The sequence below is a fragment of the Streptomyces albospinus genome (genome assembly GCF_014648695.1).
GTDB lineage: Bacteria > Actinomycetota > Actinomycetes > Streptomycetales > Streptomycetaceae > Streptomyces > Streptomyces albospinus.
Genome location: NZ_BMRP01000010.1, coordinates 134,766 through 160,724 on the forward strand (window position 1 = coordinate 134,766; position 25,959 = coordinate 160,724).

Consider the following 25,959-nt stretch of genomic DNA (forward strand, 5'->3'; position numbering starts at 1 on the left):
CAACTGACGTGAGAGAGAAGCAACCGATGAGGCAAGAGAACTCGCTGCGCTCCGCCGCCCGGGCGGCGGCGGTCCTGGGCGCCGCGCTGATCGTTACGGTGCCGGGAACCGCGAACGCCAAAACCGCCGGCGTCACGGTGCGGACCCCCGGGGCCACCGTCGGCCCGGCAACCCCCTTCACCGGGGTCTCGTCCCACGCGGACTGTGACCACGGCCTGATCACCGGCGGCGGCGTCGACCAGGCCATCGGCACCGGCCCGGACTCCAACGGGAACCACGTGATGGGCATCGCGCCCAGCCCCGGCGGCACGACCGAATACACCGACACACCCGGCGTCGTCGGCCATGACGTGACCCACTGGCTGGCGTTCGGCGGAAGCGGAAGCCACAGCAGCCCCTCCTTCTCCACCACCCCCTACGCGCTGTGCTTCGAGAGCAATCGGATCCGGCACACCCAGGTGGTCATGAACAAGATCGCCGGTCCCTCCACCGGACTGTCGGACCGCCTCGTCACGGCGACCTGCCCGACGGGCACCGTCCTGCTCGGCGGCGGCGCCCGGACCACCCCGGCCAGCGTGGGCAGCCTCAAGCCCATCGCGAGCTTCCCCACCTTCAACGACGCCGCACACGACTTCGGCAAGAAGGCCGCAGCCGACGGCGAGACCCACCCCGACTCCTGGACGGCTGTCGGCGGGATCGGCGGCGGACGCGACACGAACAACACCACCTATGCCTACGCAGTGTGCAGCGCGGGTCACGACAACGTCCGCCACGTGGTCACGACGGTCCACTTCCGCGAGGTGAGCGGGCCCGACGAGGCCGCCACAGGGCAGACCGCAACCGTCGGCTGCCGTCCCGAAGACGGCAGCCTGATCAGCGGCGGTGCTGCCATCAGCGGGGGCAACGTGACCACGACCGACTTCACGAAGACCGCCTCGGGCGGCCCGCACCTCAACGGCAGCTTCCCCAGCGACTCCGCCGGCAACCCGGTCGGCGACGGCACCGCCGGGCCGACGCACTGGACAGCCGCCACGCACGCCGGGGGATCGCCCTCGCCGAACAGCTACACCGACGGCTGGGCGCTGTGCCTGAACGCCCACCGCAGGGGCGAGGACTGACGGTCTCGCGCCATGACGGCCGGTGGCCGGCAGCGGCCACCGGCCTTGACGCCGATGCGTCGGATCGCGCTCTGGTACGCCGCTGGGGGTGAACTTGGCCTGAGCTCGGGAACGACATACCGGCTCGGGCTCACGCCCCGACACCACCGAGGGGGCAGGACATGCACTCCGGTTCATGTCCTGCCCCCTCGATGCTGGATACGGGCCGGTCCGGCGGGGGTTGGCTATCCGCGGCCGGCCTGCGGGCACGGGTCCGCGAGCCGTGAAGGGCGGCGACCCCATGCGGAGACGGTGACCTGGGGGATGTCGATGAACGCCGGGTCGTCCAGCAGGTCGGAGAACTCCCTCACGTCGGCCTCGGTGACCAGTCCCTCGGCGAGGAGGGCGGGGGCTGCCTGCGCGATGAGGGGGCGCCAGCGGTCCTTGTCGAGTCCTCCCATGCAGCCGAGGTTGCCGGTGAAGGACACCTCGCCCAGCCCGCTGCGGGCGAGCCGGGCGGGCAGGCTGCGCGCCCAGGTCATGTCGGCTCCGTGATCGCGGTACATGCGCTGATAGGCGGCCAGGAGGCGCTGGACCACGGGGAAGGGGGAGGTCTCCGCGGGCAGGTGGTAGGGCTCTTCGACGACGAGCCAGCCACCGGGGGCGAGCCAGCGGGCGGCTCGTTCGACCATGGCGTCGCGGGTGGGCAGGTGGCAGTAGAGGTAGCGGGCGTGGATGAGATCGAAGCTGCCGGGCGCGTAGTCGTCGTGGGTGATGTCGGCTTCCTGAATCTCCAGGTTCGGGGCCCGGTCGCCGTCGAGGTGGCGGGTGTCGAGATCGACGGCTACGACGCGGCCGTCCGGGCAGCGCCCGGCGAGCCAATAGGCGATGGAGCCGGCGCCCGCGCCCAGTTCCAGGCAGTGCCAGGACGCCTGGAGGGGGAGGCCGTCGAGGATGCCGGTGGTGAACGCGTCCACGTTGCGTTGGATGGCCTCCAGGCGGTCGCGCTCGCGCGGGGTGTCGTTGCTCAACATGCCGGAGCGGTAGGGAGCAGGGGTGGCAGGCTGCTGTGCCATGGGGGGCGCCTATTTCGTGTTGGGGGGTGTGGTGGTGGTCGGGGTGCGGTGGTCGTCGCGGCGGCTGCCGGCGTCGTCGAAGCCCAGGTGGCGGACGCAGTGCAGGATGACCGAGCGTGTGGTGAAGGCAGATCGCTCGGGCCCCGCCGTCCAGTGCCTGTCCGACCGGCTCAACTCCTCCTCCACCAGCGGTTGGTGATCACGATTCACCCGAGTGTGTCAGCAGCGGTTCGGGGCGCGCAGCGCTTCCGGAGACTCCGCCCGCTCGCGCCGGCGCTCGCCGTCTCCCGCTGCCGCCCGCCGGAGCGAGCCGACCCGGACGAGGAGGATCGGGATCAGCGGGAGGAGTTCGGGTCCGCGCTTCTCAGACGGCCGCGGCCCTCGGGCTGCGTGACGTATCACTTCCGGGCACCGGCTCGGAGGCGTCGGAGCCAAGGGCCACGATGCGGTTGTCCGTATCGACGTGCACGACCTTCGGCCGCAGCGTACGGGCCTCCGCGTCGTCCACCTGCGCATAGCTGATCAGGATGACCAGATCACCGGGATGAACCAGGTGCGCGGCGGCTCCGTTGATACCGATGACGCCCGAGTCCCGCTCGCCCTCGATGACGTACGTCTCCAGGCGGGCGCCGTTGTCGATGTCGACGATGTGGACGAGCTCGCCGGGCAGCAGGTCGGCGGCCTCCATCAGCGCAGCGTCGATGGTGACCGACCCCACGTAGTGCAGATCGGCCTCGGTCACGGTGGCCCGGTGAATCTTGGACTTGAACATGGTGCGCAGCACAGCGTCACACTCCTGCCGAAGAAGGGTCGCGCCCTCACCGCGAGGTGCGCGCCGGACAGCCATGCTAGCCGTGACGTCAAAGAGTGTCCCGGTGCCTCTGCCACTGCATTACTCACTGCCGCTGGGTGAGTCCCGAGCGTAAGGTGCGGCCTTCTGCTGCGGGCGGACTGCGCCCAGCGGCCTTCTCCCTCGGCGTGGGCTGCGTCGGGGCGGCCACCGTCTTGAGCTGCTGACAGCCGCGCCCCGGCTCAGGGTGATGGTGAAAACGACGGCCACCGGCAACGAATACCTGCCGGATGAATGTGTCGCAGAACTGCTCGCATTCAGGGGCACGACGGCGCAGCTCCCTGCGATGGCAGTGGATCGATCCGGAGACGCGTGACTCGTCTGTCCGTCTACGGCAGGGAGTCGAGGACAGCTGAATTGCGACCGGCCATATCGCTGCTGTAATCGACCGGTAACGGAAAAGTCCGGGTTGCTTCGTGCTCGGCTTCGCCTGGGTCGAAAGGGTGCACGATTGAAATCTGCAATACGGCGCATTCCAGGAGGCTGTCACCCATGAGCGCGCCGGCACTACGGCGCGGTGTCGGCACCCTAATGGCCACCGCCATCGCCGGCACCGCCGGCGTCGCCCTTGCCGGTCCTGTCGGCGCGACCACGTCCTACGGTCACCCGCACCAGAAGGTCATCGTGATCGTCGTGAACGAATCGCGCCATTGCAGGGACTTTAAGGTCGTCAAGGTTGTCGTCGTCGAGATGGACCGCAAGGTCATCATTATCAAGAAGTTCCAGCGTTGCGACTTCCGGAGGCACAACGATTACTTCGCCAAGAGAATCTTCTTCAAGCGCGATTTCCGCACAACGCACAAGGTGTTCGTGGATAAGGCACGGGCTCGCGGGACAGTCCCGCTCGCCCCTGCGAAGGTCCCGGTCGACACCAACCCGATCCGCGTCTCGATCAACGCGCCGCGGACCTCGATGAACCCCACCTCCCCGACCTCGCTCGGCAGCCTGACCCCCGGGCACGTCAATGTGTCGTCCAGCGGCGTCACTGCCGGCTCCGGCGCCACCGGCGTGAACCTGGGCGCCGGCGGTGTTTCCGCCGGCTCCGGTGCGGCCGGTGTGAGCCTGGGCTCCGGCGGCAACACAGCGCACCAGTGAGTCGGCCGGAGGACGGGCCATCAAACCGGTCAATCGGAGGTTGTGGGACGGGCCTGGAAACCTGAAGTGAGAGTCACGCCGGGGGCGGGGGCCGGTCGCCGAAAACGGTGCCCTCCGCCCTGGCGCGCTCCAGCAGCTCGTACAGCGCCGCCTCGATCGCGGCCTCGGAGACCAGCAGCCAGTACGTGTCCGAACCCGGCTCCACGTTCTGCGACCGGAGCCGCGCATCGTCCCGGATCGCCGGCATCACCCGGTGCTCGTCGACGCGGCCGAAGCACCACCGGAGGGTTCTGGCGTCGGGGACGCACTCACGGTCACCCGGCTGGTCCTCAGACTTGCGCGTTCGCCCGGACAGTCCCTCGTCCTGGTCACCTCGGGGAGGGCTCCCTCCAGCTCGGGGGAAGTGCTCAAGTTCCTCCGCAGGTACGCGTCCTGGGGGTGTTCGTCGGGCATACGTGTCTGGCTGTGGCTGTGGCTGTGGCTGTGGCGGGGAGCGGGAGGGGCGTGCCGGGCTCGCGCCGCAGGTGTGGGGAAGTCGACCGGTTTCCCGCGCCACGCGGCGGATCAGGCCAACGGGACACTGGTGCACGGCAGTACGAAGCGCTTCACTCCTGACCCATGAGACGAGTGCTTCTCACTGTGTGCGCCGCCGTCGCCGGCCTGGTGCTGGGCGCGAGCCCCGCCGTCGCCGCGCAGCCGCCCACCGAATTCGGCAACCACTGGCACGACCCGGTCACCGCCGGCCCACCGGTGTCCGTCCCGGACACTCCGTCGTGCCAAGTGACGGTCGCCGACACCGAATTCCGTGACTACACGCCCTACAAGGGCACCTACATACCGCCCGGAGAGACCGGACGGTGCGGACACCACTGGAACAAGGTCGTCCTGAAACTCCAAGGATCCGTGGCCGGGCGGCAGTTCGACCGCCTCGGCTATCTGCACATCGGCGGCGTGGAGGTCCTGCGCACATCGACCCCGGAACCCTCTCCCCAGGGCATCACCTGGAAGGTGGAGAAGGACGTCACCCGGTATGCCGCCATGCTGCACGAGCGGCGGCCCGTCGAGATGCTGATCGGCAACACCGTGGACGGGACGTACACCGGCGTCATCAAGGTCAAGGTGACGCTGACCTTCTACGCGGCACAGGGCCGGGCGAAGGAGGCCCGCACCCCCGACAAGGTCCTCACCCTCCAGGGCGCCCACAATGAGGGCACGGTCTACGCGGGGCAGTTGACCACGCCGCGCAACAGCGAACGCATCGTCGCCGAGGTGTACGCCACCGGATCGGGCGGCGGCTGCGAGGAGTTCTGGTATCTGACGGTGCCGGATTCGGCACCGTACTCGTGCAAGGCCAAGGACGGACCGTACCGCGAGGTCCAGGTGACGGTGGACGGCAAGCTCGCCGGTATCGCCGCTCCCTTCCCGACCGTGTGGACGGGCGGCTGGTCCAACCCCTTCCTGTGGTACGTGATCCCGGGTCCGCGTGCCTTCGACGTCCGGCCGGTGGAATACGACCTGACCCCCTTCGCGGGACAGCTGAACGACGGGCGCCCGCACCGGATCGCGGTGTCGGTCACCGGCCTGCCCGACGGGCAGAGCGGCTGGAGCACCCCCACCAACATCCTGGTCTGGCAGGACGCGAAGGCGGCGCAGGTCACCGGCGCACTCGTGACGAACCGGGCGGGCGAACTGGTCAACAGGACGGCGTACGAGCCGGGCACAGAGCGCCGGTTGACGGCCGAGGGCGGCCACTCTCTCACGGTGTCGGGATACCTCGACACCTCCCACGGCCGGGTCACGACGACGGTCACCCGCAGGCTCGTCGGCAGTTCCGTGCACCGCTGGAACGCGGACGAATCGACGGACGCGCTCCGGGCGCGCTGGAACGACGACGAAGCGGTGACCGTCAGCGGCCGGGGGCCCGCGACCACCACCCGCACCCAGCGCACCTCCACCATGGACGGTGCGACGACCGTGGACAAAAGCAACCGGCTGCGCACCACGATGACCATGGGGGACCGCGCGGACAGTGCCACCCTGCGGGGCGGACGGCGCACCGGCTGGTCACGGCTGTACGACACCTATACGGGCGACGCCGCGTACAACCAGAACGTGCCCCGCGAACAGCGGCACGCCACGGGCGTCTCACGCGAGCGCTATCGCCTCTACGGCCCGGGTTCCTGCTACGACCGGACCCTGGCCACGGCCCAGGGCGAGTTGACGGAGGACCGGTACGGCTGCTGAGCATCCGCTCCGGGCCGATCCGGCCGATCCGGTCCGTGTGAGGTGATTTCTCCGGCCGGTCGGCCGGTCCGCCGAGCCGGTCGTCGGGCACATGGTGGTGTGCCCGACGACCGGCAGTGCGGCAACCGGCAATCCGGGGCGGGCGGTTGTCCGGTGAGCGGCACCGCCCGCCCGTGAGCCGTCGAGCGCGGCCGGTCGCGGTGCGGTGCTCGCGTGTGCCGCAACCCGCCCGAACGGAGGAAGAGCATGCCCGCCCGCGCCGGCTCCCCGTCGCCCGCGCCGACCGCCTTCCAGGAGATCTCCCCGACCACCCTCGCGGACGTTCTGGGCCGCGCGCAGGTCATGGACATCGGCATCCGGCCTTTGTGGTCCGCGATGCCCCGGGTCGCCGGGCCGGCGTTCACGGTGCGCTGTCCGCCCGGCGACAACCTCATGCTGCACGCGGCCATCCACCGCGCGGCGCCGGGCTCGGTCATCGTCGCCGCATCGGGCGACCTGGACCACGCACTCGCCGGCGGAAATGTCTGTGCCGTGGCTCAGCGCCGCGGCATCGCGGCATTCGTGGCCGACGGACTGATCCGTGACCCCGCCGAGGTGCGCGCGATGGGCTTTCCCGTCCTCGCCCGCGGCGTCATTCCGTTCCCGGGGAGCAAGAAGGCCGTTGAGCCGCTCAACGTCCGTGTGCGGTGCGGTGCGGTGCGGTGGTGTGGAGGTGTCCGCCGGCGACGTCGTGGTCGCGGACGAGGAGGGCGTCGTCGTGGTGCCCCGCGACCGGCAGGAAGAGGTCCTCCTCGCTGTCCGGGCGAAGCTGGCCAAGGAGGCAGGGGAGTCCCTCGACGACTGGGAGGAGGCGCACCGCGCCCGTATCGAGGCGATTCTGCGCGACCGGGGGTTCGAAGGCCGACCGGGCTGTGGAGGCTGGCCGATGAGTGGCGCAGAGGGACGCGATGAGTGCGGCAGTCGCCGAGCCGATGAAGCGGTCGCCGTCCTATGCGGTGTACACCCGGCTGGCGCCCCGGGTGGTGGACTGGCCGGTGCTGGTCGGCAAGGTGGCCGAGTTGAAGCAGCAGGACTCCGACTGGACGTCCGAGGTGGCGGCCATCAAGGCGCCGGTCCTGCTGGTCTTCGCGGACGCCGATGCGGTACGGCCGGCTCATGCCCGGGAGTTCTTCGCCCCGTTCTACGGCGGACCCGGCGCCGTCACCGACCTACTGCGCCCGCTCGTCCGTGCGGAACATGGCGCAAATCCTCTTGCGGACACCCACATTGAGGTTATCTGAGCTGTACTCGACGCCGACCTCATGAGCACCGCAGAGGGGACACCAGGATGAGCAAGTCCGCCACCGACCAGTACCGACGTGCCGTCGCCTTCCGGAAACTGCACGAGGGTTCCGAACCGTTCGTCGTCGCCAACCCCTGGGACGCCGGCACCGCGCGGATCCTGACCCGGCACGGCTTCCGCGCGCTCGCCACCACGGGAGCGGGCCTCTCCTACGCCCTCGGCCATGCCGACGGCGGGAACCTCGTCAGCCGCGCGGAACTGCTCGCGAACGCCGAGGCGATCGTCGCCGCGACCCCGCTGCCGGTCACCGCCGACCTGGAGAGCGGATTCGGCGACACTCCGGAGGAGGTCGCCGAGACCATCCGGCACGCCGCCGCGGCGGGCCTGGTCGGCGGATCGGTGGAGGACTCCACCGGCCGCGACGAGGAGCCCGTACGGCCCCTGGAGGAGGCGGTGGAGCGGGTGGCCGCGGCCGTCGCCGCAGCCGAGGAGCTCGACTTCCCCTTCACGGTCACCGCCCGCGCCGAGAACTTCTTCCAGGGGCGGCCCGACCTGCCGGACACCATCCGGCGACTCCAGGCATACGAGGCGGCCGGAGCCGACGTGCTCTACGCGCCCGCCCTGCCCGACGCCGACGCGATCCGCGCGGTGTGCTCCGCCGTCACCCGCCCGGTCAACGTCCTGATGGGCTCGCCCGCGCTGCGGCTGTCCGTGGCTGAACTCGGCGCCCTCGGCGTACGGCGGATCAGCGTCGGCTCGGCACTGTCCCGCGCCGCGCTCGGCGCCGTCGTCCGCGCGGCGACCGAGATCCGCGACCACGGCACCTTCGGCTTCGGGGCGGACGCCCTGCCGTACCCCGAAGTCAACGCCATGCTCGCGCCGGCCCACCCAGCCGACCCGGAGAATGAAACCGCACCGTGAACCCGACCCCGGTATACCTGTCCCCCCGCTATGTCCTCGGCGAGACCGAAGCCGACCACACCGCCATCGAAGAACTCCCCCGCAGCTCCCGCGAGTTCGACATCCCACCGCAGGCGCTCTCCCGCCTCCCCGCATCCTTCCTGCCGTATCTGGTCGGCGTGGGCTACGCCGTGTTCGCGCTGGGTATCGACGACTTCCTCCTCGGCACGGAAGCGCTGCTGCCGGAATCCGAGGCACGTGCCGTCCTCGCGGAACACCTCGCCTGCACCGAGGACTCGGCGACCGGCCCCGAGGACCGGCGGCGCATGCTTGCCGCCCTCGATCACCGCTTCGTCAGCGTCGACGCGAGCGACGTGTGCGTCCGCGGGAAGGGGCCCGCGGGCGCGCACTCCGACCATCTCCGGCCGGAGACCGCACACCTGCTCCTCTCCCTCGCCGATCACTCCCGCTGAGCGGTCCACTGCGGTGGCTCGGACGACCCGTCAGAGGAAGGCCGTACGACGCACCGCTCACGGGACATCATCGAGGCTCGTTGCCCGGTGCAGCCGGTGCAGCCGGTGCAGCCGGTGCAGCCGGTGCTCGCGTGACCGCGAGCAGTGCCATGTCATCCGCGATGCGGCCACCGGTGTGCCGGTTCACGTCGGTGAGAAGGGCGTCGAGCAGCGCAGCCGGTCCGGGAAACTCGCCCCCGGTCAGCCCGGCCGCCGGGTCGTAGAAGTCTCCGGCCCGGTTTCGCGCCTCGTTGAGACCGTCCGTGTACAGCAGGAGCGTGGCGCCTGAGGGGAAGGGCACCGTGTCGGTCCGGTCCTCGCCGGCGGCCAGCTCCGCCAGCCCCAGGGGAAGGGCCGGCTCGGACGGCTCCGCACTGTGCACCTGCCCCGAGTGCAGCAGCAGCGGCGCCGGATGGCCGCGGTTGACCAGTCGCAGTTCATCATCGCAGGGCGAAATCTCGACCAGAACGCTGGTGGCGAACCCCTCGGTCCGCTCCGGCCCCGTCCGCCGCTCCCTTTCCCGCAGCAGTGCCCGCTCCAGCCGCGCTGCGACCCCGACAAGCGTGGGTTCCTCCTCCGCGGCCTCCCGGAAAGCGCCCATGGCCACCGCCACCGCCTTGACCGCCTCCAGGCCCTTGCCCCGTACATCGCCGACCAGACAGCGCACCCCGTACGGAGTGTCCTGCGCGCTGTAGAAGTCGCCACCGATCTGTGCGTCCTTGACGGCTGCCTGGTACCGCACCGCGATCCGCAGCGGCCCGATCGAGGCCGGGGGCTGCGGCAACACGGCGCGCTGCGCGGCCAGCGCGATCCTGCGTGCGGATTGCAGCCGTACGTAGCTGTAGTACATGAGGCGGTTGACGACGATGGCAAGGGCCGAGACGGTAACGACCGCTGCCAGCTCGCTCTGCCCACCGGAATCCCCGATGAAGCCGAAGTGGGTGAGCAGCGCGATGTCGACGGCACACGCGCCGATGCCCGCCAGGACGGTCGCGCGCAGTGACAGCAGGGCGGCAGCCGTCATCGGCGCGGCCGTGTAGAAGGCTTCCGCACTGACATGCGGAGGAGTGACGTAATCGGCGAGGCCACCTCCGACCAGCAGGACGACGGGGAGCAACTGAAGGTGGCGCAGACACCAGCGTCCGACGGTGGCGCGCCCCGTGCGCAGCGCCCTCACGTCCCCGCTCCCGCTCTGTCGCGCTGTACCACACCTCAAGCATCCTCGGGCCGGATGACGGCTGCCAGTCGTGAGCGCGTGGCAGGGGCGACCGTCGACGACCGGGAAGGACGCACGGAGGCGGTGCGACCTGGCACGACCGGGATCGGCGGTGCGGACCGACCGGGGATGCCGTTGCCCTGGTCCCGCGCATGTGCCCATCGTCCCGTTGCCGCGGGAGACGGACGGGGGCCCCGTTCCTGGGCGAGGGAGCAGCCGGATCGCCGGGCCGACGTGCGGACGAGCTCGTCGGTGACCCACCGCGCGACGTCGGCGGGGTAGGGACCTGCGTACCCATCGCCCGCATCGGCGTCGATGCGATGTGCGTTGGCCCGCAGGACGTGGACGCGCCTGACCGCGAGGTCTTCGCGGAAAGGGACACGAGTCAGCGCTCATGGCGCAGGAACTCGCGGGCGCCGCGCAGTGTGGTACGCAAGGTGCGCTGTGTCCGAGTGCTGTCCAAGCGGACGTCCAGCGCCCCGGGGAACCGCTGTCGGCGCGGCTGCCGGCGGTCAGTTTGGAGGCGTCCCAGTCTTCGCGGTCGGCGATCAGGACACCGAGTTCATGACGGTTGACGGCATCCGATCCCGCGAGGTGGCACACGCCTGCCCGGCCGGAGGTGGTCAGCTCAAGAACGGCCCCGGCGAGGTCGGCGACGTGAACAGGGCACCGGACCTCATCGGTGAACAGCACGCCATCTCGTCGCCCGGTGGCCAGGTCGTGGATGAATGCCTCATGCGCGGAGCCGCCGTCGCCGATGATCAGCGAGGTGCGGGCGATGACGGCGGCCGGGGCGAACAGGCGGATCGCCGTTTCGGCCGCCGCCTTCGCGGCCCCGTATGGGGTGATCGGATCCGGCACGGCGGATTCGTCGTAGTGCACGTCGGCGCCGGAGAAGATGGCGTCACTGGACACATGCACCAGCCGGCAGCCGTGCTGAATGGCGGCCATCGCCAGGCGGACCGCGCCGTCGGCCGTGGTTGCCCAATCGGCCTTGCGATACGCCGCATTGACGACGACGTCCGGCTGGGTCTCCCTGAGCGCCGGTTCGATCTCCTCGCTGCTACGTAGGTCCAGGGGCAGCCAGCGGACGCCGGGGATGTCGCCGGCCCGGGTCGCGAAGGTCGCCGTCACAGCGTGCCCGGATGCCCACGCCTGCTGAGCCAACTCGCGGCCAAGAAAGCCGCTTCCGCCTACGATCAGGATGTTCACGATCCGCCACGTTAGGGCCCCGCGAAGCACAACATGCGGGTTTCGAGCGGACTTTGCACCAGGACCACACCGCGGTCCACGACCTCATCGGCTCGGCCACCAAGTCCGTGGACGTGACCATGTACGAGCTGCGCGACACCCATGCCGTCAATGCTCGCGCGAGCCGCGAGCCGCGAGCCGCGAGCCGATCGGCGGCACGATCGTCGCCTTCTCAAGCCACCTGTACCGAGTTCCCACGGCTTTCCCTCGGACTCCGGATCGGGAGTCCATGGCATGCATGACCTGCACGTGACCGCCCACGCCTTGCGGGAGCTACGGCGACACACCACCGCCGCGGGGAGGACGAACAGATCTCCTCCCCGAGGGGGCGTCAACTGCCCTGTCTGTTCGTGTTCCCAGCGTTGCGCCATGACCAAAGATCCGTGCCTCGTAGAGGCAGCCGCCGTGGTGAGCGGACATCACCGTGCCGCATCGCGGGGCGCCCCCGCCTCCTCGTACGAGCCAGCCGTACGGGGCGGGGGGCAACAAGCCTGCGCTGCACGGTAGTCAGCCCATGGTCTTGGCGCCGTCCAGGGACTCGCGGATGATGTCGGCGTGGCCGGCGTGCTGCGCGGTCTCGGCGATGATGTGCATCACCGCCCGGCGCGCCGTCCACCGCGCTCCGGATTCGAACCACGGGGCCTTCGGCAGCGGCTGGGTGGCGTTCAGATCGGGCAGGGTGGCGACCAACTCATCGGTCCGGCACGCCACTTCGGCGTAGTCGGCCAGCACACCGGCCAGCGTCTCGGTGGGCAGCAGCCGGAATTCGTCGGCCCGCCGGGCCCAGTCGGCCTCGGTCATGGCGGTGAAGTCGCCCATCGCGGACGGGCCTTGCACGATGAAGTCCGCCCAGTGCCGCTCGACCGAGGCGACGTGCTTGATCAGACCGCCCAGGCACAGCTCGCTGGCGGTGGTCCGCTGTCGGGCCTGGTCGTCGGTGAGGTCGCGGGTGGTGAAGCGCAGGAAGCGCCGGTGGTTGGCCAGCATCGCCAGCAGGTCGGCGTGCTCGCCGGTGGCGGATGCGACGTCGGCCGCGTCGTGGTGGGTGGATTCCTTGCCGGTGGTGGTCTCGCTCATGGTCTCCGTCTCCCCTTGATGCTGTTGCGTGGGCGTCTTTGTTCCGTCGGTCAGGGATCACGTTAGGAGCCATAGCGGTCAGTTTCTGTCCTGAATTCGAGGGAGAATCGCGGCATGGCGAACACCAGCACCCGGACGCTGCAACTGCTGTCCCTGCTTCAGACCCACCGGTACTGGCCGGGCACCGAGCTGGCCGAGCGGCTGGGGGTCTCGGTCCGCACCCTGCGCCGGGACGTCGACCGGCTGCGCGAACTGGGCTATCCGGTCGAGGCGCAGCGCGGCGTCGATGGCGGCTACCAGCTCGCTGCGGGCGCGGCGCTGCCGCCGTTGGTGATCGACGACGAGGAGGCGGTTGCCCTGGCTGTGGGGTTGCAGACCGCCGCCCAGGGCGCGGTGGAGGGCATCGCCGAGTCCTCGGTCCGGGTGCTGGCCAAGGTGGTGCAGGTGATGCCTGCCCGGCTGCGGCGCCGGGTGGAGAGCCTGGGCGCGATGACCGTCCCCGCCGACTGGGGCACGTCGGCCGGGGCGGACGTCGACCCGGCCGTCCTCACCGCGGTCGCATTGGCCTGCCGGGACACCGAGCAGCTCCGCTTCTCCTACACCGCCGCCGACGGCCGGAACACCGACCGGCACGTCGAACCTCACCGCTTGGTCTGTCTCGGCCGGCGCTGGTACCTGGTCGCCTACGACCTCGCCCGGCACGACTGGCGTACGTTCCGGGTCGACCGGCTCACCGCGCCCCACAGCAGCGGCTCCCGTTTCCGGCTTCGTGACCTGCCTGCTGCCGACGCCGCCGAATTCGTCCGCGCCCGCCTCAACAATGTGCCCCGCCCGTACCGCGTGGAGGTCCTGGTCGACGCCCCGGCCGCGACGGTGCGTGAACGGATCGGCCGGTGGGGAACGGTCGAGGAGATCGACGCCGAGCACTGCCGGTTGCGCATGACCGCCGACTCCCTGGACTGGCCGGCCATGGCGATGGGCGTGATCGGCGCAGACTTCCACGTGCTGCACCCGCCCGAACTGCTCGACCGGATCCACGACTGGGGTACCCGCTTCCATCGTGCCTCGCGCCGCCGCGGCGGGGGATAGTCCGGCGCTCCGTGCCGGCCGGCGGACCGAACGATGCCAACGGCCGTCTCGCAGCACGGAATCGGCGGGAGCAGTGTCTCAACGCCGCCACCGTCGATGCGCTGGGTCTTGGTGCACAGGATCGAGGAGACCGCCAGGCACGCCGGCCACGTCGACACTCTGCGCGAGCAGTTCGACGGCAGCACGGGGCGGCAGTCCCCCGATACGGAGAACCGGCACCGGCAGCCGACGCCGTCCGGACAGGCCGGACCTGAGGGCGAGGACGCCGGCACTGCCGCGGTTGCGGCCCGGACTCTCAAGGGCAGCAATCGCGGACCGGTGGGAGCGCGATCAGGCACGGAGGGCAGCGTGGGCTTCCCCGTCCGGCGATGCCGGACGGGGAAGCTCTGTCGCCGAACCGGTCAGCTTGGCGTCAGCCGGCCTTGGCGAAGGCCAACGTCGTCACCGTTCTGCCGTCGTGCTTGTAGACGAGCTTGGGAGTGGCGTCGGCCTGCGCCGCGGGCTTGGGGAAGGCCGGCGTGAAGGTCCCGTAAGCAGTTTCGGCAGCTTGAACGTGGCCGAACCGACCCCCTGCCTCATGGACCGGGCCCGCGCGGAGGGAGTGCGAGGCTGTCAGTCGTGCTCTGACCCGTGCTCGTTCGTTCCGGACGGTGTTGGCTCGGACTGGTCGGCCGGGCCCGGCGGGAGGCGTAGTTCGGCGACGGCTCCGCCGTCGGGGGCATTGGAGAAGCGGAGGGTGGCGCCGAGGACATGGGCCTGTCCGGTGGCGATCGTCAGGCCCAGGCCGTGTCCCGTCCGCTTGCCGGCTTCCGAACCGCCGGATTGGCTGCGGAACCGCTGCGGACCCTGGTCGAGGAGGTAGGAGGGGTAGCCGTCACCGTGGTCCCGCACGGTGATGACGTGGGCGTCGACGGTGACCGCCACGGGTTCGCGTCCGTGTTTGTGGGCATTGGCGACAAGGTTGCCCAGCACGCGCTCCAGCCTGCGCCGGTCGGTCTCCACACAGACGTCCCGCACGACGCTGACCTCAGTTGTCGTTCCGGTGGCCCGCACCGCACGCTCGGCAAGTGGCCCCAGACGGTGCACGTCCAGGTCGGCCCGCTCCGCCTGCGCGTCGAGCCGGGAGATCTCCAGCAGATCCTCGGTGAGCTGGCGCAGGGTCTGGACACGGTCGCGCACCATCTCGGTGGGGCGGCCCGCCGGCAGCAGTTCGGCGGCGGCGTGGAGTCCGGCGAGCGGGGTGCGCAGCTCGTGGGAGACGTCGGCGGTGAAGCGCTGCTCGCGGTGGAGTTTGGCTTGCAGGCTGGCGGCCATCGCGTCGAGTGCGGCGGCCACCGCGGCGGCTTCGTCCTTGGCGCGGTCCGGGTTCTGGGCGCGCGGGTCGTTCACACGGGCGTCGAGATCGCCGGTGCTGATGCGCCGGGCCACCTGGGCGGTGCGGTGCAGTCGGCGGGTGATGCGGGAGACCGAGATCAGTCCGGCTCCAAGGGTGATGCCGATAGCGGCGGCGGAGGAGCCGGTGATGGCCTGGTCCAGGTCGCTGAGTGCGGCTGCCTGGGTGCTGTAGTCCAGGCGTACCGCCAGCGCCTTGCGGCCGGTGACGGGGGCGGTGGCCCACATCGTCGGGTGACCTCCGTGGTCGGCGAGCTGGGTCGCGCGCTCGTCGTGGTTCACGGTCATCTCGCGCAGGGGAGCGGGCAGGTCCGGCGGGTCGACCGAGGCGTTGCGGCCGAGGGGTTCTCCGGCGCGGTATGCGGCCACGGCGCGGTCCAGCTCCGCCAGGGCCGTACTGCGCGCACGATCCTGGGTCTGCCTGCCGACCAGGACGTGCACCAGGATGCCGAGCACCACGGCGAGCAGGCAGCACATGAGGGTGATGAAGACGGCGGACTTCCAGTAGAGCGTCGCCGTCCAGGCGGGCAGCAGCCGCGGCTGCGACGGGGGCGTGCTCATGGCTTACGGCCCGGGGAGGCGGTGGAGGACGGGGGTTGCCAGTCGTACTCGGTGGCCTGCATCTCCATGACCTGGCTGTGGGGGTTCCACCCGAAGACGGTGCGGATCTCGTACCCGGGAGTCTCTGTGGGTTCACGCATGATCAGCTTGCCCTCGGTCACGTCCACGGCCAGCGGAGTCCCCGCGGTGTTCAGGATCCGGTTCACCACGCCGTCCTTGAGTTTGTAGACCCAGATGGACACGGTGTGGTCCTCGGCCTCGATACCGACGATCAGGTCGTCCTTGCCGTCACCGGTCAGATCCTGGTACTCGGGAGCCCGCACGGGACAGGCCTTCGGCTGGTCGGCGCAGGCACGGATCCTGCTCTCGGTCTTCTTGTCGAAGGCCGGCGCCCGGCGACGGTCGTCTGCATCCAGCTGTGCCTGGATGACGGAGGACACGGACACCTTCCGGATGTCCCCGGACGACACCCGGGGCAGCGCAGGCAAGGGCAACGGCGTGCCGTCCACTCCCGCTCCCGCTTCTGGCGAAGGCTGCGGCGCGGGCGGGCGCCCGGGCCACAGCCGCACCGGGCCGGACACGGGAGAGGCACGCCCCGCGGGCTTGGGCATCCCCACCGCCGCACACCCGCCCACCAACGCCGCTGCGCCCGCCAGCACGGTCGTCAGCGCCGCCGCGCGTACGGCACGGGACGAGCGCGGGCTGCTGACCACAGGCACGGTCCTGCTCTCACGGAGCGCAGGACCAGAACGGAAGCGACCGATCATGTTCTCCTCGTCGCTTTGCGGCGGTCGGACGGTTCCGCAACCGTATCCCGTGCATCGCCGAACAGCCGCCCGCCGGCACCGGGAGAGAGCAGCGCCCCGGATGCAGCCGCAGGCCGTCGGTGTGGAGGCGTTGCAGCTGGCCGGCCGATCTACCTCCCGGATCGGTCCGGAACCGATCGCCACCACGTGCGCGCCGCGACGACGCCCGCGTGTGCCTGTGTGCGTGTCGATCGCTGCGAGCTGCTGCGTCGTCCGCAGGATGCCGACGGCCTGGACATCAGTGACAGCACCCGGTACTTCACGGTCCTGGCATTCCTCTCCCAGGTTCCCGACACCGTCGAGCAACACGCTGTGCTGCGCCGGCGGCTGGAGTTCCTGGAGCAACCCGCGAGCTTCTTCTATGACGGCGACCGTCCACTGGGCGCCGAGGAGAACAACGGCCCCTATCGCCGCGGCATGCTCGCCATCGCCCGCGCCACCAGTCGCGCGGAGCGTTCCTGGCTGCGGGAGGTCCTGTCCTGACCTGGCGGTACGTCAGCAGATCCGTCGTCCGTTCCGGTCCGGATGCTCGGTCCTGCCGTGAGACCGTGCCGGGGTGGCAAGCCGGTAGGCCCGCATGAGATCGACAGCGTTGCGGGGGAGCCGCCTGCTGGCATCGTCCGCCGAGGCACCGGCTCGGTGGGGCCGGCGATCGGCCGGCGGCCGGCTCGCCGAGTATCGGCATCGAGGCCGCCGCGTGACCACAACTGGCCGTCATGTGAGGCTCGCGGCCTCTTCCCTTGTGTTCCGGGGCGCCTTCTCGCGACGCGGGAGCAGCAGCGGGGTGGCAAGGAGGAGGACCCCGGCGGCTGCGATCGCGGTGCGGGGGCTGGTGACGGTGGCGAGCAGACCCCACGCGGCGGTCAAGGCCGCGATGCTGGTGCTGGTGCTGACCGACCAGGCGGACAGGGTGCGGGTGACCCGGTCGGTGTTGGTGTGGGCGAGCCGGTAGGTGGCCAGCACCGGGTTGAACACTCCGATGCAGGTCACCAGGCCGAGTTGGACGGCGATGATGAGTACCATCCCGGGCACACCGGGCCGGACGAACGCCAATCCGACAGGCCAGCACGCACGCAGCGCCCCGGCGGTGAGCATCACCGTGCGCTGCCCGTACCGCGTCACGAGTCGGGGCGCGAGGCGTGAGCCGACCAGACCACCGACGCAGGGGGCCGCGAACGCGAGACCGTACTGCCAGGGCGCGAACCCCAGGCGCCCCAGCAGCAGTACGGCGAGCAGTGGCTCGGAGGCCATGATCAGGCCGTTGACCACGATCTGGTTGAGGAACAGCGGTCGCAGTGTGGGATGGGTGAGGATGTGGCGCCATCCTTCGAGCAGGTCGCCTGCTTTGAGCCGCGGTGCACCGGTCCGTGCGGGGCGCGGCTCGCTCCCGCCGATGGCGCGGATGCCCAGCGCCGAGAGCAGGTAGCTGACCGCATCGGCCACCACGGTCGTCACCGGGCCGAACAGCCCGACCGCGGCCCCGCCGAGCGGTGGTCCGACCACCGTCGTGGTCCACGTCGTGGACTCGAACCGGCCGTTGGCGACGAGCAGGTCCTCCGGCGGCACGAGCGACTTGAGATACGCACCGCTGGCCGCCTTGAAGGCGATGTCGGCCGCGGCGACGACGACGGAGACGACGAGGAGTTGGGCGAAGCTGAGCCAGCCGAGCGCGAACGCGGCGGGGACGCTCATCAACGCCGCGAACCGGATCAGGTCCATCGCCACCATCACCGGCCGCTTACGGCGGAACTCCACCCACGGACCGAGCGGCACCGCGAGCATGGCTCCCACTGCCCGCCCCGTGGCGGCCAGCGCCGCCACCTGAGTCGGCCCGGAGTGCAGCACGAGGACCGCGATCAAGGGAAACGCACCGAACCCGAGCCCTGTGCCGTAGGAGCTGACCGCAAACGCCGCCCACAACCACCCGAACCGCCGCCCCAGCGCCCGTCTACCTGTCATACCTCACGCCACCCCCGTCTGTCTGAACAACCACACGCTGACCACCGGTATCAAAGCGACTGGCAGACGCCCGGATCAAACAACCGACCCGACGGGAAATCACAACCATTGGTTGTGCAGGTATCGTCGCCGGCGTGGATCTTGATGCTGTGCGCACCTTCGTGGCCGCCGCGGACGCGGGGCGGTTCCACGACGTCGCCGCCGAACTGTCGATCACCCAGCAGGCCGTCTCCAAACGCATCGCCACGCTGGAGAAGACCCTCGGTGTGCGGCTGTTCACCCGCACCGCGCGAGGCGCGACGCTCACCATCGACGGACAGGCGTTCCTGCCCCACGCCCGCGACCTCCTACGGGCCGCAGAGCGGGCAGCCGCCTCCGTATCTCCCGGCCGCCGTGCGCTGCGCGTCGACGTGATCGGCCGGCGGCTCGCCCCGGCTGCCGCGCTGCGCGACTTCCACCGCGCGCACCCCGAGGTCGAGCTTGAAGTCGTGACCCTCTTCGACGTCGACGCGGCCATCAACGCCATCCGGTCCGGCACGATCGACGCGTCCTTCCGCGCCGTCACCATGCCCGGCCGGCAGCTTCCCGACGACATCGGGGTCGCCCGGGCCTTCGACGAGCCCATCCAGCTCCTCACCGGACCGGCCCACGAGTTCGCCGCCGCCCGTGCGGTCACGCCCGCCGAGCTGGTCGGGCACCGGATCTGGATGCCCGGCATCGTTCCCGGAACCGAGTGGGGCGCCTACTACGATGCCCTCGCCGCCGCGTTCGGGCTCACCATCGAGATCACCGGCCCCGACTTCGGCATCGAGCCCCTGTTGGACACCATCGCCGACTCCCGGTCACTGGCGACCTTCGTCGGCGAGGAGACACACTTCGTCTGGCCCGCCGACCACGGCCTGCGGCGCATCGCCGTGCAGGATCCGACACCGGTCTACCCGCACTCACTGCTCTGGCATCGCGACAACCCGCACCCGGCACTCGGCGCGCTCCGCGACCACCTCGGCTCCGGGCGGCGCGACCATTCCGCGGCCGGGACCTGGACACCGCCATGGGCACAGCGGTGACGACCACCGCGTACCCAGCGCCGACACCCTCCTGAGCCGGGAGGGCGTCCGGCTTCCGGCGTCGTCGTCCTCGTCCGTGCCCTGCGCCGGGCATGCCGTCGGCCGGGCTGGGCGGGTGCGGTCCGCGACCAGGTCGAGGCGGCGCCGGGTGAGGATGCTCGGATCCGCGGTGATGCCGCGGATGAATCGGCGGAACATCCCCTGGGTCCGCCGGCCGATGCCCACCGCTGCGAACGTCAGAACCGCTGGGACCCGTGCAGATTCTCGTGCGGGGAAACTGCCGAAAAGTGCCTACCGGTGGCCCGGCCGAGCAGCAACGATGCGACGGTGAATGATGATCAACTTCGTGCCATGAACCGTCGCCGGGCTTTCCGGGTCGGTCTGGCCACCCTCAGCATGCTGTCGTTGTCGTCCGCGCTGCCCGCCGCCGCGCAGCCGGCCAACTCCTCCGTCCCACCACCGCGTTCCGCACGTCTGCTGACCGCGGCCGAAGCGCGCACCGCCGCCTATCTGAATTCCGTTCGCCAGGACCCGGCGCGGCTGCGCAGCTTCTTCCTGCACCTGCCGAAGGGCGGTGATCTGCACAACCACCTCTCCGGCGCCGTCCCCACCGAGTACCTGATCACGCTCGCCGCCGAGGACGGACTGTGCATCGACGAAAAGACGATGACGGCGGTCGCACCGCGCTGCGGGCAGGGCAAGCGGCCGGCGGCGGACGCCCGGACCGACCGGGCGTTCCACGACGCACTGGTGCGCGCCTGGTCCATGGCGGACTTCCCGCAGGGACAGTCCGGCCACGACCACTTCTTCGACACCTTCGGCAAGTTCGGTGAGGTGACCTGGCGCCACCGCGGAAAGCTGCTGTCGAAGGTCGCCGACGACATCGTCGGCCAGAACCAGTTCTACCTGGAGACGCTGACCACCCCTGCCTCCGAGGAGGCCAAGAAGGTTGCCGACCAGGCCCGTTGGGACGGCGACTTCGACCGTATGCACAGGGCTCTGGTCGCCGACGGCAAGCTGGACCGCCTGGTGGCCACGGCCCGCAAGGAAGCCGACGAGGCCGACGCCGAGTTCCGTACGGCTTCCCGCTGCGGTACCTCCCACCCCGCCCCGGGCTGCCGCCTGACCGTGCGCTGGAACTCCCAGGTCAGTCGCGGCAGCAGCCCAGAGCGGGTCTTCACACAGATTGAACTCGGCATGCGCCTGGCCGAGCGGGACGGGCGGTTCACCGCGGTCAACCTGGTCCAGCCCGAGGACGGCGAAATCGCCCTGCGCGACTACACCCTCCAGATGCGGATGCTCGCCTACCTGCACCGCACGTATCCGCGCGCCCACATCACCCTGCACGCGGGCGAGTTGTGGCCGGGCCTGGCCAAGCCGGAAGACCTGAAGTTCCACATCGACGAGGCCGTCGACATCGCCCAGGCCGAACGTATCGGCCACGGCGTCGACCTCGTCCACGAGGACGACTGGCGGCAGTTGGCACGCACCATGGCCGACCGACAGGTGGCCGTCGAGGTGCCGTTCACCAGCAACGCCCAGATCCTCGGCGTGAAGGGAGCCGAGCACCCCTTCACCACCTACCGCGCATACGGGGTGCCGATCGTGCTGGCCACCGACGACCCCGGCATCTCCCGCATAGGCATCTCCCACGAGTACCAGTACGCGTCCACGACGTACCACCTCGGCTACGGCGAACTGAAGGACCTGGCCCGCGCCTCGCTCCAGTATTCCTTCCTGCCCGGCCGCAGCCTGTGGCAGGTCACCCCGACCCGTTACGGCTACCACCCGGTCGCCGCCTGCCGCGGACAGCTCCCCGGCAGGGGAACCCCCGGCGCCGCCTGCCGCCACCTGCTCGCGTCCAGCGCCAAGGCAGCCGTCGAATGGCGCCAGGAAACCGCTTTCGCCTCCTTCGAGCGGAAGTTCACCACCCGCCACTGACCTGCCACCGCTGACCGCGGTCCCTCCGGCCTCGGTGCCCCGTTCGCACACAGGGCACCGAGGCCGTGCGCCCTCACATGCGCGGTGTGGGCCGGACCTCGAAGCCGCTCAGCCGTTCCGGCTCCTCGTCCCGTACCTCGACCTTCTCCACGTCCGCGGCCGGTGGCCCCTGGTGTGCCCAGTCGACCATCTGCGCGACGCGGTCCTCGTCTCCCTCGAAGACCGCCTCGACGTTCCCGTCGGGCAGATTGCGCACCCACCCGGAGACGCGGCACTCAAGAGCGTTCTGACGGCAGGTGTCCCTGAAGAAGACGCCCTGCACCCGTCCGGACACGATCACGTGCTTCCTCACCATGGGCAGGACTGTAGATCAAGGGCCGGGCCAGGGAACGACGATTGCGTCCGGCATGCCTTGGCCTCATTCAGGAGCCGAGGCATTCGCAGTAGCCGCCGCCGGCCCGGCCCGGCGGCTGCGGCCCGGGGGAATGGGGGCCGGCCGGTGACGGAACGTCACCCCTGTGTGGTCACCGGCTTCACATGTTTGGCGTAGGCGGCATCGAGGTCCCGGACTTCGACGGAGGCATGGACCGTGAGGTCCGTAGCCGCCGCCGTGTGGCTGCGTACCAAGTCGAGGACGGCCTGGCCCAGCGCCGTTCTGGTCTCCGTGGTGCGGCCCGGGAGGATCGCGAAGTCCACGTGAATCAGGGCCTGTTGGGGTTCGTCGTGGGCGATGACGACGTCGTCGACGCAGCGGAAGCGGGTCTTGCAGCTCTCGACAGTTATACCGTCGACCGTTTTCGCGGCGAGCGCGTGCAGTTCGTGGGCGAAGCGGCGGCGGTCCAGTACCTCCCGCAGCGTCGCGTCGTGGTCGACGAGGATGTGCGGCATAGGGGTCTCCTCCCGGGCGTGGAACCAACAGGCAGATGTGGACCGTTTCCGGTCGTTCCCGTCGATTGCGAGCAGGTGCAGGTAGGCGCAGGCAGTTGTGAAGGAAAACCCTAACGGACTGGACGGACTGAGTGGACTGAAGGGATGGAACCAACCGCCCATCCTTGGTGATTGGGGTCATCCTCGGCCCGCGGCACAACGTGTGTACAGCGTGGCCCGGCAACCGTTCCGCTCGGGTACATCCTGCTTGGGTGACATACGCAGTGCGTCCATTGAACCTGCCGGGCCTCGACGGAACACTGTCGCGGTGCCGCACCAGTCCGTGGCAGGTTCACCAACCCGGGAGTGCCCTGATGCCAGATCTCATGCCACTGCTTCCTCCGGGTTACGAGGGGCGTCCCGCGACCGCTGACGATGTCGCTGCGATCCATGGCTTGATCGCTGCCTGCGAGCGTGAACGGAACGGACGGGTACACGCCGATCCCGGCGGCATCGCTGCCGACCTCGGCAGACCGGGCATGGTCATGGAATCGGACACCGTGCTGATCCACGACCAGGCGGGGCATGTGGCCGCCTGGGCCTGGGTGAACCGGCGCTCGGAGGTGGACGTCCATCCCGAGCACCGAGGGCGTGGCCTGGGTGCCGCACTGCTGGAGTGGGCCGAGCGCCGGGCACGGCAGGCGGGTGACGAGCGGATTGTCCAGACCGTGCCGGACGACGATGTGCACGCCGGCGCACTCCTGTGCTCCCGCGGATACGAGCGGTTGGTGACGTCCTGGTTGCTGGAGTTCGTGATGTCTGACGAGCCGATGCCGCCCGAGCCACCCACGGGCATCACGGTTCGGCCGTTCCGCCAGGGCGACGAACACGACGCACACGTGCTCATCGAGGATGCCTTCGACGAATGGCAGCCGCGGCGCAAGTCGTACGAGGAATGGGCCCAGCACACCGTCGAACGACCCGCGTTCGCCCCGACCATGTCGGCACTGGCGTTCGTCGGCGATCACATGGTCGGTGCCGCGATGTCGTTGGACCTCCCCGAAGCCGGTGAAGGCTACATCGAGCAGGTCGCGGTACACCGCGACCACCGCAACCGAGGCGTCGCCCGACTGCTCCTGATCCACGCCTTCCGCGCCTTCCACCGGCAAGGCCGGCGAACCTGCACCCTCTGGACCCACTCCGACACCGACGCGCTCGCCCTGTACCTGCACGTGGGCATGGAAATCGGCCGCAGCTCCACGGTGTTCCGAAAGGAGCTGTAGACCGACGAACTGCCGCGCTTGCGCAAGGTCGCCGACGCCGGCTCATGGTGATTCGGTTCGGACGGTTGCCGAAGCAGCGGCGGGAAACGTCTCTGACCTGCGCGGAAGGCTGCCCCGAGACTGAGGGGGTGGGGAGGGGGCGACCACCGCTCGTTACGAGGTCGAGCTTGCGTCCCGTGATCGATGCTCTGGCGTCCGGTGAGTCGACGTTTGGAGCTCCTGCGGAGGCAGTTGCCGATCCACGACAGCCGTAAGGCGGGACAGGACACCTGGCGAGCCGGGGGGGCTGTCCGCCCACCCCAGGACTCATGGCGACTGCGGCGCGGGCACTGCCTCCGGTGGATGAGGGAGCCGCTCACCGTGCTGCGGGTCGCGCGGCAAGGGGAACGGCTGCTCGGCTGTGCGGGCCAGTATGGGATCGGTGAGGCCGGCCGGTGCCGCCACCCTCGCGGTGATCGCGCAGGATGGATCTCGTGGGATTGCCTGTGGGCCCTGACCTCCACCGCTTCACAGGCAGGCCGCTTCGTGCGGTAGACGGCCCGTCGCCACCGAGACGCCGAACACTGAAGGAGAGCCACATGCCCGCAGAGAAGGATCTGGGCAAGCTGCTCGCTGACATGCGACCCGTGTTGAACCCTGGAGAGTACGTTTTCACCGTCGCCCCCGGTGGTCCCGTCCCGCCAGGCATCCGCCCCGTCGTCACCGTCGCCGAGGAAGAAGGACTGACGCTCGTCCTGCCCAGGCAGGACGCCGACCGGGCAGGTCTCGCCTACGACTATGTCGCCGGCTGGGTAACACTGCGTGTGCACTCCGCCCTGGATGCCGTCGGCCTCACCGCGGCCGTCGCCGCGGCGTTGGCCCGGGCCGGGATCAGCTGCAATGTGGTCGCCGGCTTCCACCACGACCACCTGTTCGTTCCCCACGACAGCACCGCCCGCGCGCTCGCCGTACTGGAGGAACTGGCCGACGGCGGCCGGTGAACCGGTGCCCCTGATGTCGGCAGTGTGGCCGTGCCCGTTTCTGGCAGCTGAGTCGACCATGCCCATCGGACATTGCCCGGCGCCGTTCGGCCCTGGCCGCAGCCCGCTTGTCAGAGGCGTGTGGAACACTCGCCGTCGCTGTTCGAGCAAGGGGCCGAACAAGCGCTACATCTAGGGGGATTGGCTTCCATGAGCGTGAGCATTGCGTTCATCAGCGCGACAACGGAGGAGCTGGACAGGGCGGAGAACGACCCGAGTTGGGCCGATGAGTACATCTACGAGCTGTACGACAGCGACGACCACTCGATGCCGGATCGCCCCCGCGGTGGCCCGAGTAAGGCGTGGGCCGGTCTGCAATTCCTTCTCGACGAGACGGATGTGGAACTCGAGTTCCTGATGGACGGGTTCCCGATCTTGGAGGACGGCACCCTTTTCGGGTGGTCTGTGGAGCAGATTGAGAGCGTGGCAGGGCAGCTGCGGGCGACTCCGTGGGAGGAATTGGCGGCCCACTACGACCCGGAACAGATGACGAAGGAGGAGGTGTACCCCAACACCTGGCGGCTCGACCCGGAGGGAGAGCTGGACTGGCTGGAGCGCTCCTATGAGGAACTTGTCGCATTCTTCGCGGAGGCCGCCGAGGGTGGATATGGGGCGTTCATGAGCTTCAGCTTCTAGGCTCGGAGTCTGCGCGTACCGGATCCGCAGGTCCGCCCCCTTCTGGCAGGCCGGGAACGAACTGCGCGCCATCCACTCCACGCGCTGTCTCCTCCGGAACAAGGGAAGGCCCGCTCGGCCCGGCTCTGGCCCGGCCGAGCGGTGCCCCGCCCGCCGTGGCGCGACCTGCCCGGCTGTGGGTCACCAGAGTCGTCGGTCCGATCCGGGCAGGGCATCGCTCCGCGCCATCGGACAGGCCCTGGCGAGCCGGGACGAAGCCCGAGGTGAGCGCCGCCGGGCTCGGTGAATCATGGACGGAGCGGGGCCGTGGCCACGAATGTGCCCAGGTCACGCTGTCGATGGGGGGATGGGCTGTCGCGGCGCCCTATGACCACATGGGGCGCCCGCCGGCTCCGGAACGCGCCGAGGTGCACATCGCACCGGGCCGGCCTGCTTCCGGCCGGGGGCGGCGACCGCAAATGCCGTCTGTATCAGGCGACTTGACGGAGAATGAGTTCGGCAATCGGGCCCGTAATTGCGGCGGATAGCTGCGCTAAATCGGAGTTCTTCGATTGGAAAGATCAATTCTCACCCCCCGTCGCGCTGGCAGCCGCTCGGAGAATCGAGGGCGATATTGTGCCGGCCTCCCCGAACCCGCCGATTTATCCCGCCATCCATCCCACCGGGTATCTCGGCAGTGGCGGCCACAGGCGGCGGATATATTTTTCGGAGAAAGTAATATTCAGGTAAGGACTCTTTG

Annotated in this window: 23 protein-coding genes and 4 pseudogenes; 15 read left to right on the forward strand and 12 right to left on the reverse strand. The window is 69.9% G+C overall.

Going from position 1 to position 25,959, the window contains the following annotated elements:
* Positions 1 to 26: 26 nt before the first annotated feature.
* The gene (locus tag IEZ17_RS16260; protein WP_189300721.1) at positions 27 to 1,118 is read left to right on the forward strand and encodes a hypothetical protein; all 1,092 of its coding nucleotides are present in this window, start codon (positions 27 to 29) and stop codon (positions 1,116 to 1,118) included.
* Between the two features lie 224 nt (positions 1,119 to 1,342).
* On the opposite strand, the gene IEZ17_RS16265 is transcribed toward IEZ17_RS16260, so the two are convergent.
* The 3 genes from IEZ17_RS16265 to panD form a co-directional block, all read right to left on the reverse strand.
* Positions 1,343 to 2,173 (reverse strand): class I SAM-dependent methyltransferase, encoded by an 831-nt coding sequence (locus IEZ17_RS16265; RefSeq protein ID WP_229852305.1) that lies wholly within the window; start codon positions 2,171 to 2,173, stop codon positions 1,343 to 1,345.
* A gap of 9 nt (positions 2,174 to 2,182) precedes the next feature.
* Positions 2,183 to 2,383, reverse strand: coding sequence for a hypothetical protein (locus tag IEZ17_RS16270; protein WP_189300723.1), 201 nt, complete (start codon positions 2,381 to 2,383; stop codon positions 2,183 to 2,185).
* 154 nt (positions 2,384 to 2,537) lie between these two features.
* Positions 2,538 to 2,957 carry an aspartate 1-decarboxylase gene (gene panD / locus IEZ17_RS16275; protein ID WP_189300725.1) on the reverse strand — a complete coding sequence of 140 codons (420 nt, stop codon included), beginning with the start codon at positions 2,955 to 2,957 and terminating at the stop codon, positions 2,538 to 2,540.
* 558 nt (positions 2,958 to 3,515) lie between these two features.
* On the opposite strand from panD, the gene IEZ17_RS16280 reads away from it, so the two are divergent.
* A complete protein-coding gene (locus IEZ17_RS16280; protein ID WP_189300726.1) occupies positions 3,516 to 4,118 on the forward strand; it encodes a hypothetical protein in 603 nt (200 codons plus the stop codon).
* A 73-nt stretch (positions 4,119 to 4,191) separates the two neighbouring features.
* Here the strand turns inward: IEZ17_RS16280 and IEZ17_RS16285 are convergent, their stop codons facing one another.
* Positions 4,192 to 4,365, reverse strand: coding sequence for a hypothetical protein (locus IEZ17_RS16285; RefSeq protein WP_189300728.1), 174 nt, complete (start codon positions 4,363 to 4,365; stop codon positions 4,192 to 4,194).
* Positions 4,366 to 4,736: 371 nt separating this feature from the next.
* On the opposite strand from IEZ17_RS16285, the gene IEZ17_RS16290 reads away from it, so the two are divergent.
* The 5 genes and pseudogenes from IEZ17_RS16290 to IEZ17_RS16310 all read left to right on the forward strand — a co-directional run bounded on the left by IEZ17_RS16290 (position 4,737) and on the right by IEZ17_RS16310 (position 9,017).
* Entirely contained in the window at positions 4,737 to 6,362 is a 1,626-nt protein-coding gene (locus IEZ17_RS16290) for a peptide-N4-asparagine amidase (RefSeq protein ID WP_189300730.1), read from the forward strand.
* Positions 6,363 to 6,608: 246 nt separating this feature from the next.
* A pseudogene (locus tag IEZ17_RS16295) lies at positions 6,609 to 7,263 on the forward strand (RraA family protein); the annotation flags it as partial.
* 46 nt (positions 7,264 to 7,309) lie between these two features.
* A complete protein-coding gene (locus IEZ17_RS16300; protein ID WP_189300893.1) occupies positions 7,310 to 7,642 on the forward strand; it encodes a hypothetical protein in 333 nt (110 codons plus the stop codon).
* 47 nt (positions 7,643 to 7,689) lie between these two features.
* A complete protein-coding gene (locus IEZ17_RS16305; protein ID WP_189300732.1) occupies positions 7,690 to 8,565 on the forward strand; it encodes an isocitrate lyase/PEP mutase family protein in 876 nt (291 codons plus the stop codon).
* Positions 8,562 to 9,017 carry a hypothetical protein gene (locus tag IEZ17_RS16310; protein ID WP_189300895.1) on the forward strand — a complete coding sequence of 152 codons (456 nt, stop codon included), beginning with the start codon at positions 8,562 to 8,564 and terminating at the stop codon, positions 9,015 to 9,017. The genes IEZ17_RS16305 and IEZ17_RS16310 overlap by 4 nt, the downstream gene beginning before the upstream one ends.
* Before the next feature lie 67 nt (positions 9,018 to 9,084).
* Here IEZ17_RS16310 and IEZ17_RS16315 read toward each other — a convergent pair whose 3' ends face one another.
* The 3 genes and pseudogenes from IEZ17_RS16315 to IEZ17_RS16325 all read right to left on the reverse strand — a co-directional run bounded on the left by IEZ17_RS16315 (position 9,085) and on the right by IEZ17_RS16325 (position 12,600).
* On the reverse strand, positions 9,085 to 10,233 hold the full coding sequence (locus tag IEZ17_RS16315) for a PP2C family protein-serine/threonine phosphatase (protein WP_189300733.1): 1,149 nt from the start codon (positions 10,231 to 10,233) through the stop codon (positions 9,085 to 9,087).
* A gap of 597 nt (positions 10,234 to 10,830) precedes the next feature.
* Positions 10,831 to 11,514, reverse strand: a pseudogene (locus IEZ17_RS16320) (SDR family oxidoreductase); the annotation flags it as partial.
* A 516-nt stretch (positions 11,515 to 12,030) separates the two neighbouring features.
* Entirely contained in the window at positions 12,031 to 12,600 is a 570-nt protein-coding gene (locus tag IEZ17_RS16325) for a DinB family protein (protein ID WP_189300736.1), read from the reverse strand.
* Positions 12,601 to 12,714: 114 nt separating this feature from the next.
* On the opposite strand from IEZ17_RS16325, the gene IEZ17_RS16330 reads away from it, so the two are divergent.
* Both IEZ17_RS16330 and IEZ17_RS16335 read left to right on the forward strand, forming a co-directional pair.
* On the forward strand, positions 12,715 to 13,689 hold the full coding sequence (locus IEZ17_RS16330; protein ID WP_189300738.1) for a helix-turn-helix transcriptional regulator: 975 nt from the start codon (positions 12,715 to 12,717) through the stop codon (positions 13,687 to 13,689).
* Positions 13,690 to 13,773: 84 nt separating this feature from the next.
* Positions 13,774 to 13,881: pseudogene (locus IEZ17_RS16335) on the forward strand (mycothiol transferase); the annotation flags it as partial.
* A 420-nt stretch (positions 13,882 to 14,301) separates the two neighbouring features.
* Here the strand turns inward: IEZ17_RS16335 and IEZ17_RS16340 are convergent.
* Both IEZ17_RS16340 and IEZ17_RS16345 read right to left on the reverse strand, forming a co-directional pair.
* Entirely contained in the window at positions 14,302 to 15,642 is a 1,341-nt protein-coding gene (locus IEZ17_RS16340; protein WP_189300739.1) for a sensor histidine kinase, read from the reverse strand.
* Positions 15,639 to 16,082 carry an FG-GAP repeat protein gene (locus tag IEZ17_RS16345; protein ID WP_229852306.1) on the reverse strand — a complete coding sequence of 148 codons (444 nt, stop codon included), beginning with the start codon at positions 16,080 to 16,082 and terminating at the stop codon, positions 15,639 to 15,641. Before IEZ17_RS16345 ends, IEZ17_RS16340 begins: the two co-directional genes overlap by 4 nt.
* Before the next feature lie 558 nt (positions 16,083 to 16,640).
* On the opposite strand from IEZ17_RS16345, the pseudogene IEZ17_RS16350 reads away from it, so the two are divergent.
* Positions 16,641 to 16,931: pseudogene (locus tag IEZ17_RS16350) on the forward strand (PadR family transcriptional regulator); the annotation flags it as partial.
* Positions 16,932 to 17,162: 231 nt separating this feature from the next.
* Here IEZ17_RS16350 and IEZ17_RS16355 read toward each other — a convergent pair.
* Positions 17,163 to 18,407, reverse strand: a complete 1,245-nt coding sequence (locus tag IEZ17_RS16355) for an MFS transporter (RefSeq protein WP_189300741.1) — start codon at positions 18,405 to 18,407, stop codon at positions 17,163 to 17,165.
* Positions 18,408 to 18,541: 134 nt separating this feature from the next.
* Between IEZ17_RS16355 and IEZ17_RS16360 the strand changes: the two genes are divergently transcribed.
* The gene (locus tag IEZ17_RS16360; protein WP_189300743.1) at positions 18,542 to 19,474 is read left to right on the forward strand and encodes a LysR family transcriptional regulator; all 933 of its coding nucleotides are present in this window, start codon (positions 18,542 to 18,544) and stop codon (positions 19,472 to 19,474) included.
* 351 nt (positions 19,475 to 19,825) lie between these two features.
* Positions 19,826 to 21,415: an adenosine deaminase family protein gene (locus tag IEZ17_RS16365; RefSeq protein WP_189300745.1), complete on the forward strand. Its 1,590-nt coding sequence runs from the start codon at positions 19,826 to 19,828 to the stop codon at positions 21,413 to 21,415.
* A 73-nt stretch (positions 21,416 to 21,488) separates the two neighbouring features.
* On the opposite strand, the gene IEZ17_RS16370 is transcribed toward IEZ17_RS16365, so the two are convergent.
* Both IEZ17_RS16370 and IEZ17_RS16375 read right to left on the reverse strand, forming a co-directional pair.
* Entirely contained in the window at positions 21,489 to 21,770 is a 282-nt protein-coding gene (locus IEZ17_RS16370) for an acylphosphatase (protein WP_189300747.1), read from the reverse strand.
* Positions 21,771 to 21,925: 155 nt separating this feature from the next.
* Positions 21,926 to 22,303, reverse strand: coding sequence for a 5-carboxymethyl-2-hydroxymuconate Delta-isomerase (locus tag IEZ17_RS16375; RefSeq protein ID WP_189300749.1), 378 nt, complete (start codon positions 22,301 to 22,303; stop codon positions 21,926 to 21,928).
* 251 nt (positions 22,304 to 22,554) lie between these two features.
* Between IEZ17_RS16375 and IEZ17_RS16380 the strand changes: the two genes are divergently transcribed.
* The 3 genes from IEZ17_RS16380 to IEZ17_RS16390 all read left to right on the forward strand — a co-directional run bounded on the left by IEZ17_RS16380 (position 22,555) and on the right by IEZ17_RS16390 (position 25,220).
* Positions 22,555 to 23,565, forward strand: a complete 1,011-nt coding sequence (locus tag IEZ17_RS16380) for a GNAT family N-acetyltransferase (protein ID WP_229852307.1) — start codon at positions 22,555 to 22,557, stop codon at positions 23,563 to 23,565.
* A gap of 578 nt (positions 23,566 to 24,143) precedes the next feature.
* The gene (locus tag IEZ17_RS16385) at positions 24,144 to 24,545 is read left to right on the forward strand and encodes an ACT domain-containing protein (protein ID WP_189300751.1); all 402 of its coding nucleotides are present in this window, start codon (positions 24,144 to 24,146) and stop codon (positions 24,543 to 24,545) included.
* Between the two features lie 189 nt (positions 24,546 to 24,734).
* Entirely contained in the window at positions 24,735 to 25,220 is a 486-nt protein-coding gene (locus IEZ17_RS16390; protein ID WP_189300753.1) for a YfbM family protein, read from the forward strand.
* The last annotated feature ends 739 nt before the right edge of the window (positions 25,221 to 25,959 follow it).

Excerpts from the sequence above, each read along its gene's own strand:
- IEZ17_RS16305 (WP_189300732.1), top strand. The coding sequence starts at position 7,690 with ATGAGCAAGTCCGCCACCGACCAGTACCGACGTGCCGTCGCCTTCCGG.
- IEZ17_RS16325 (WP_189300736.1), bottom strand. The coding sequence starts at position 12,600 with ATGAGCGAGACCACCACCGGCAAGGAATCCACCCACCACGACGCGGCC.
- IEZ17_RS16300 (WP_189300893.1), top strand. The coding sequence starts at position 7,310 with ATGAGTGCGGCAGTCGCCGAGCCGATGAAGCGGTCGCCGTCCTATGCG.
- IEZ17_RS16290 (WP_189300730.1), top strand. The coding sequence starts at position 4,737 with ATGAGACGAGTGCTTCTCACTGTGTGCGCCGCCGTCGCCGGCCTGGTG.
- IEZ17_RS16375 (WP_189300749.1), bottom strand. The coding sequence starts at position 22,303 with ATGCCGCACATCCTCGTCGACCACGACGCGACGCTGCGGGAGGTACTG.
- IEZ17_RS16280 (WP_189300726.1), top strand. The coding sequence starts at position 3,516 with ATGAGCGCGCCGGCACTACGGCGCGGTGTCGGCACCCTAATGGCCACC.
- IEZ17_RS16390 (WP_189300753.1), top strand. The coding sequence starts at position 24,735 with ATGAGCGTGAGCATTGCGTTCATCAGCGCGACAACGGAGGAGCTGGAC.
- IEZ17_RS16285 (WP_189300728.1), bottom strand. The coding sequence starts at position 4,365 with ATGCCGGCGATCCGGGACGATGCGCGGCTCCGGTCGCAGAACGTGGAG.
- IEZ17_RS16370 (WP_189300747.1), bottom strand. The coding sequence starts at position 21,770 with ATGGTGAGGAAGCACGTGATCGTGTCCGGACGGGTGCAGGGCGTCTTC.
- IEZ17_RS16385 (WP_189300751.1), top strand. The coding sequence starts at position 24,144 with ATGCCCGCAGAGAAGGATCTGGGCAAGCTGCTCGCTGACATGCGACCC.
- IEZ17_RS16340 (WP_189300739.1), bottom strand. The coding sequence starts at position 15,642 with ATGAGCACGCCCCCGTCGCAGCCGCGGCTGCTGCCCGCCTGGACGGCG.
- IEZ17_RS16260 (WP_189300721.1), top strand. The coding sequence starts at position 27 with ATGAGGCAAGAGAACTCGCTGCGCTCCGCCGCCCGGGCGGCGGCGGTC.
- IEZ17_RS16265 (WP_229852305.1), bottom strand. The coding sequence starts at position 2,173 with ATGGCACAGCAGCCTGCCACCCCTGCTCCCTACCGCTCCGGCATGTTG.
- IEZ17_RS16365 (WP_189300745.1), top strand. The coding sequence starts at position 19,826 with ATGAACCGTCGCCGGGCTTTCCGGGTCGGTCTGGCCACCCTCAGCATG.
- IEZ17_RS16355 (WP_189300741.1), bottom strand. The coding sequence starts at position 18,407 with ATGACAGGTAGACGGGCGCTGGGGCGGCGGTTCGGGTGGTTGTGGGCG.
- IEZ17_RS16330 (WP_189300738.1), top strand. The coding sequence starts at position 12,715 with ATGGCGAACACCAGCACCCGGACGCTGCAACTGCTGTCCCTGCTTCAG.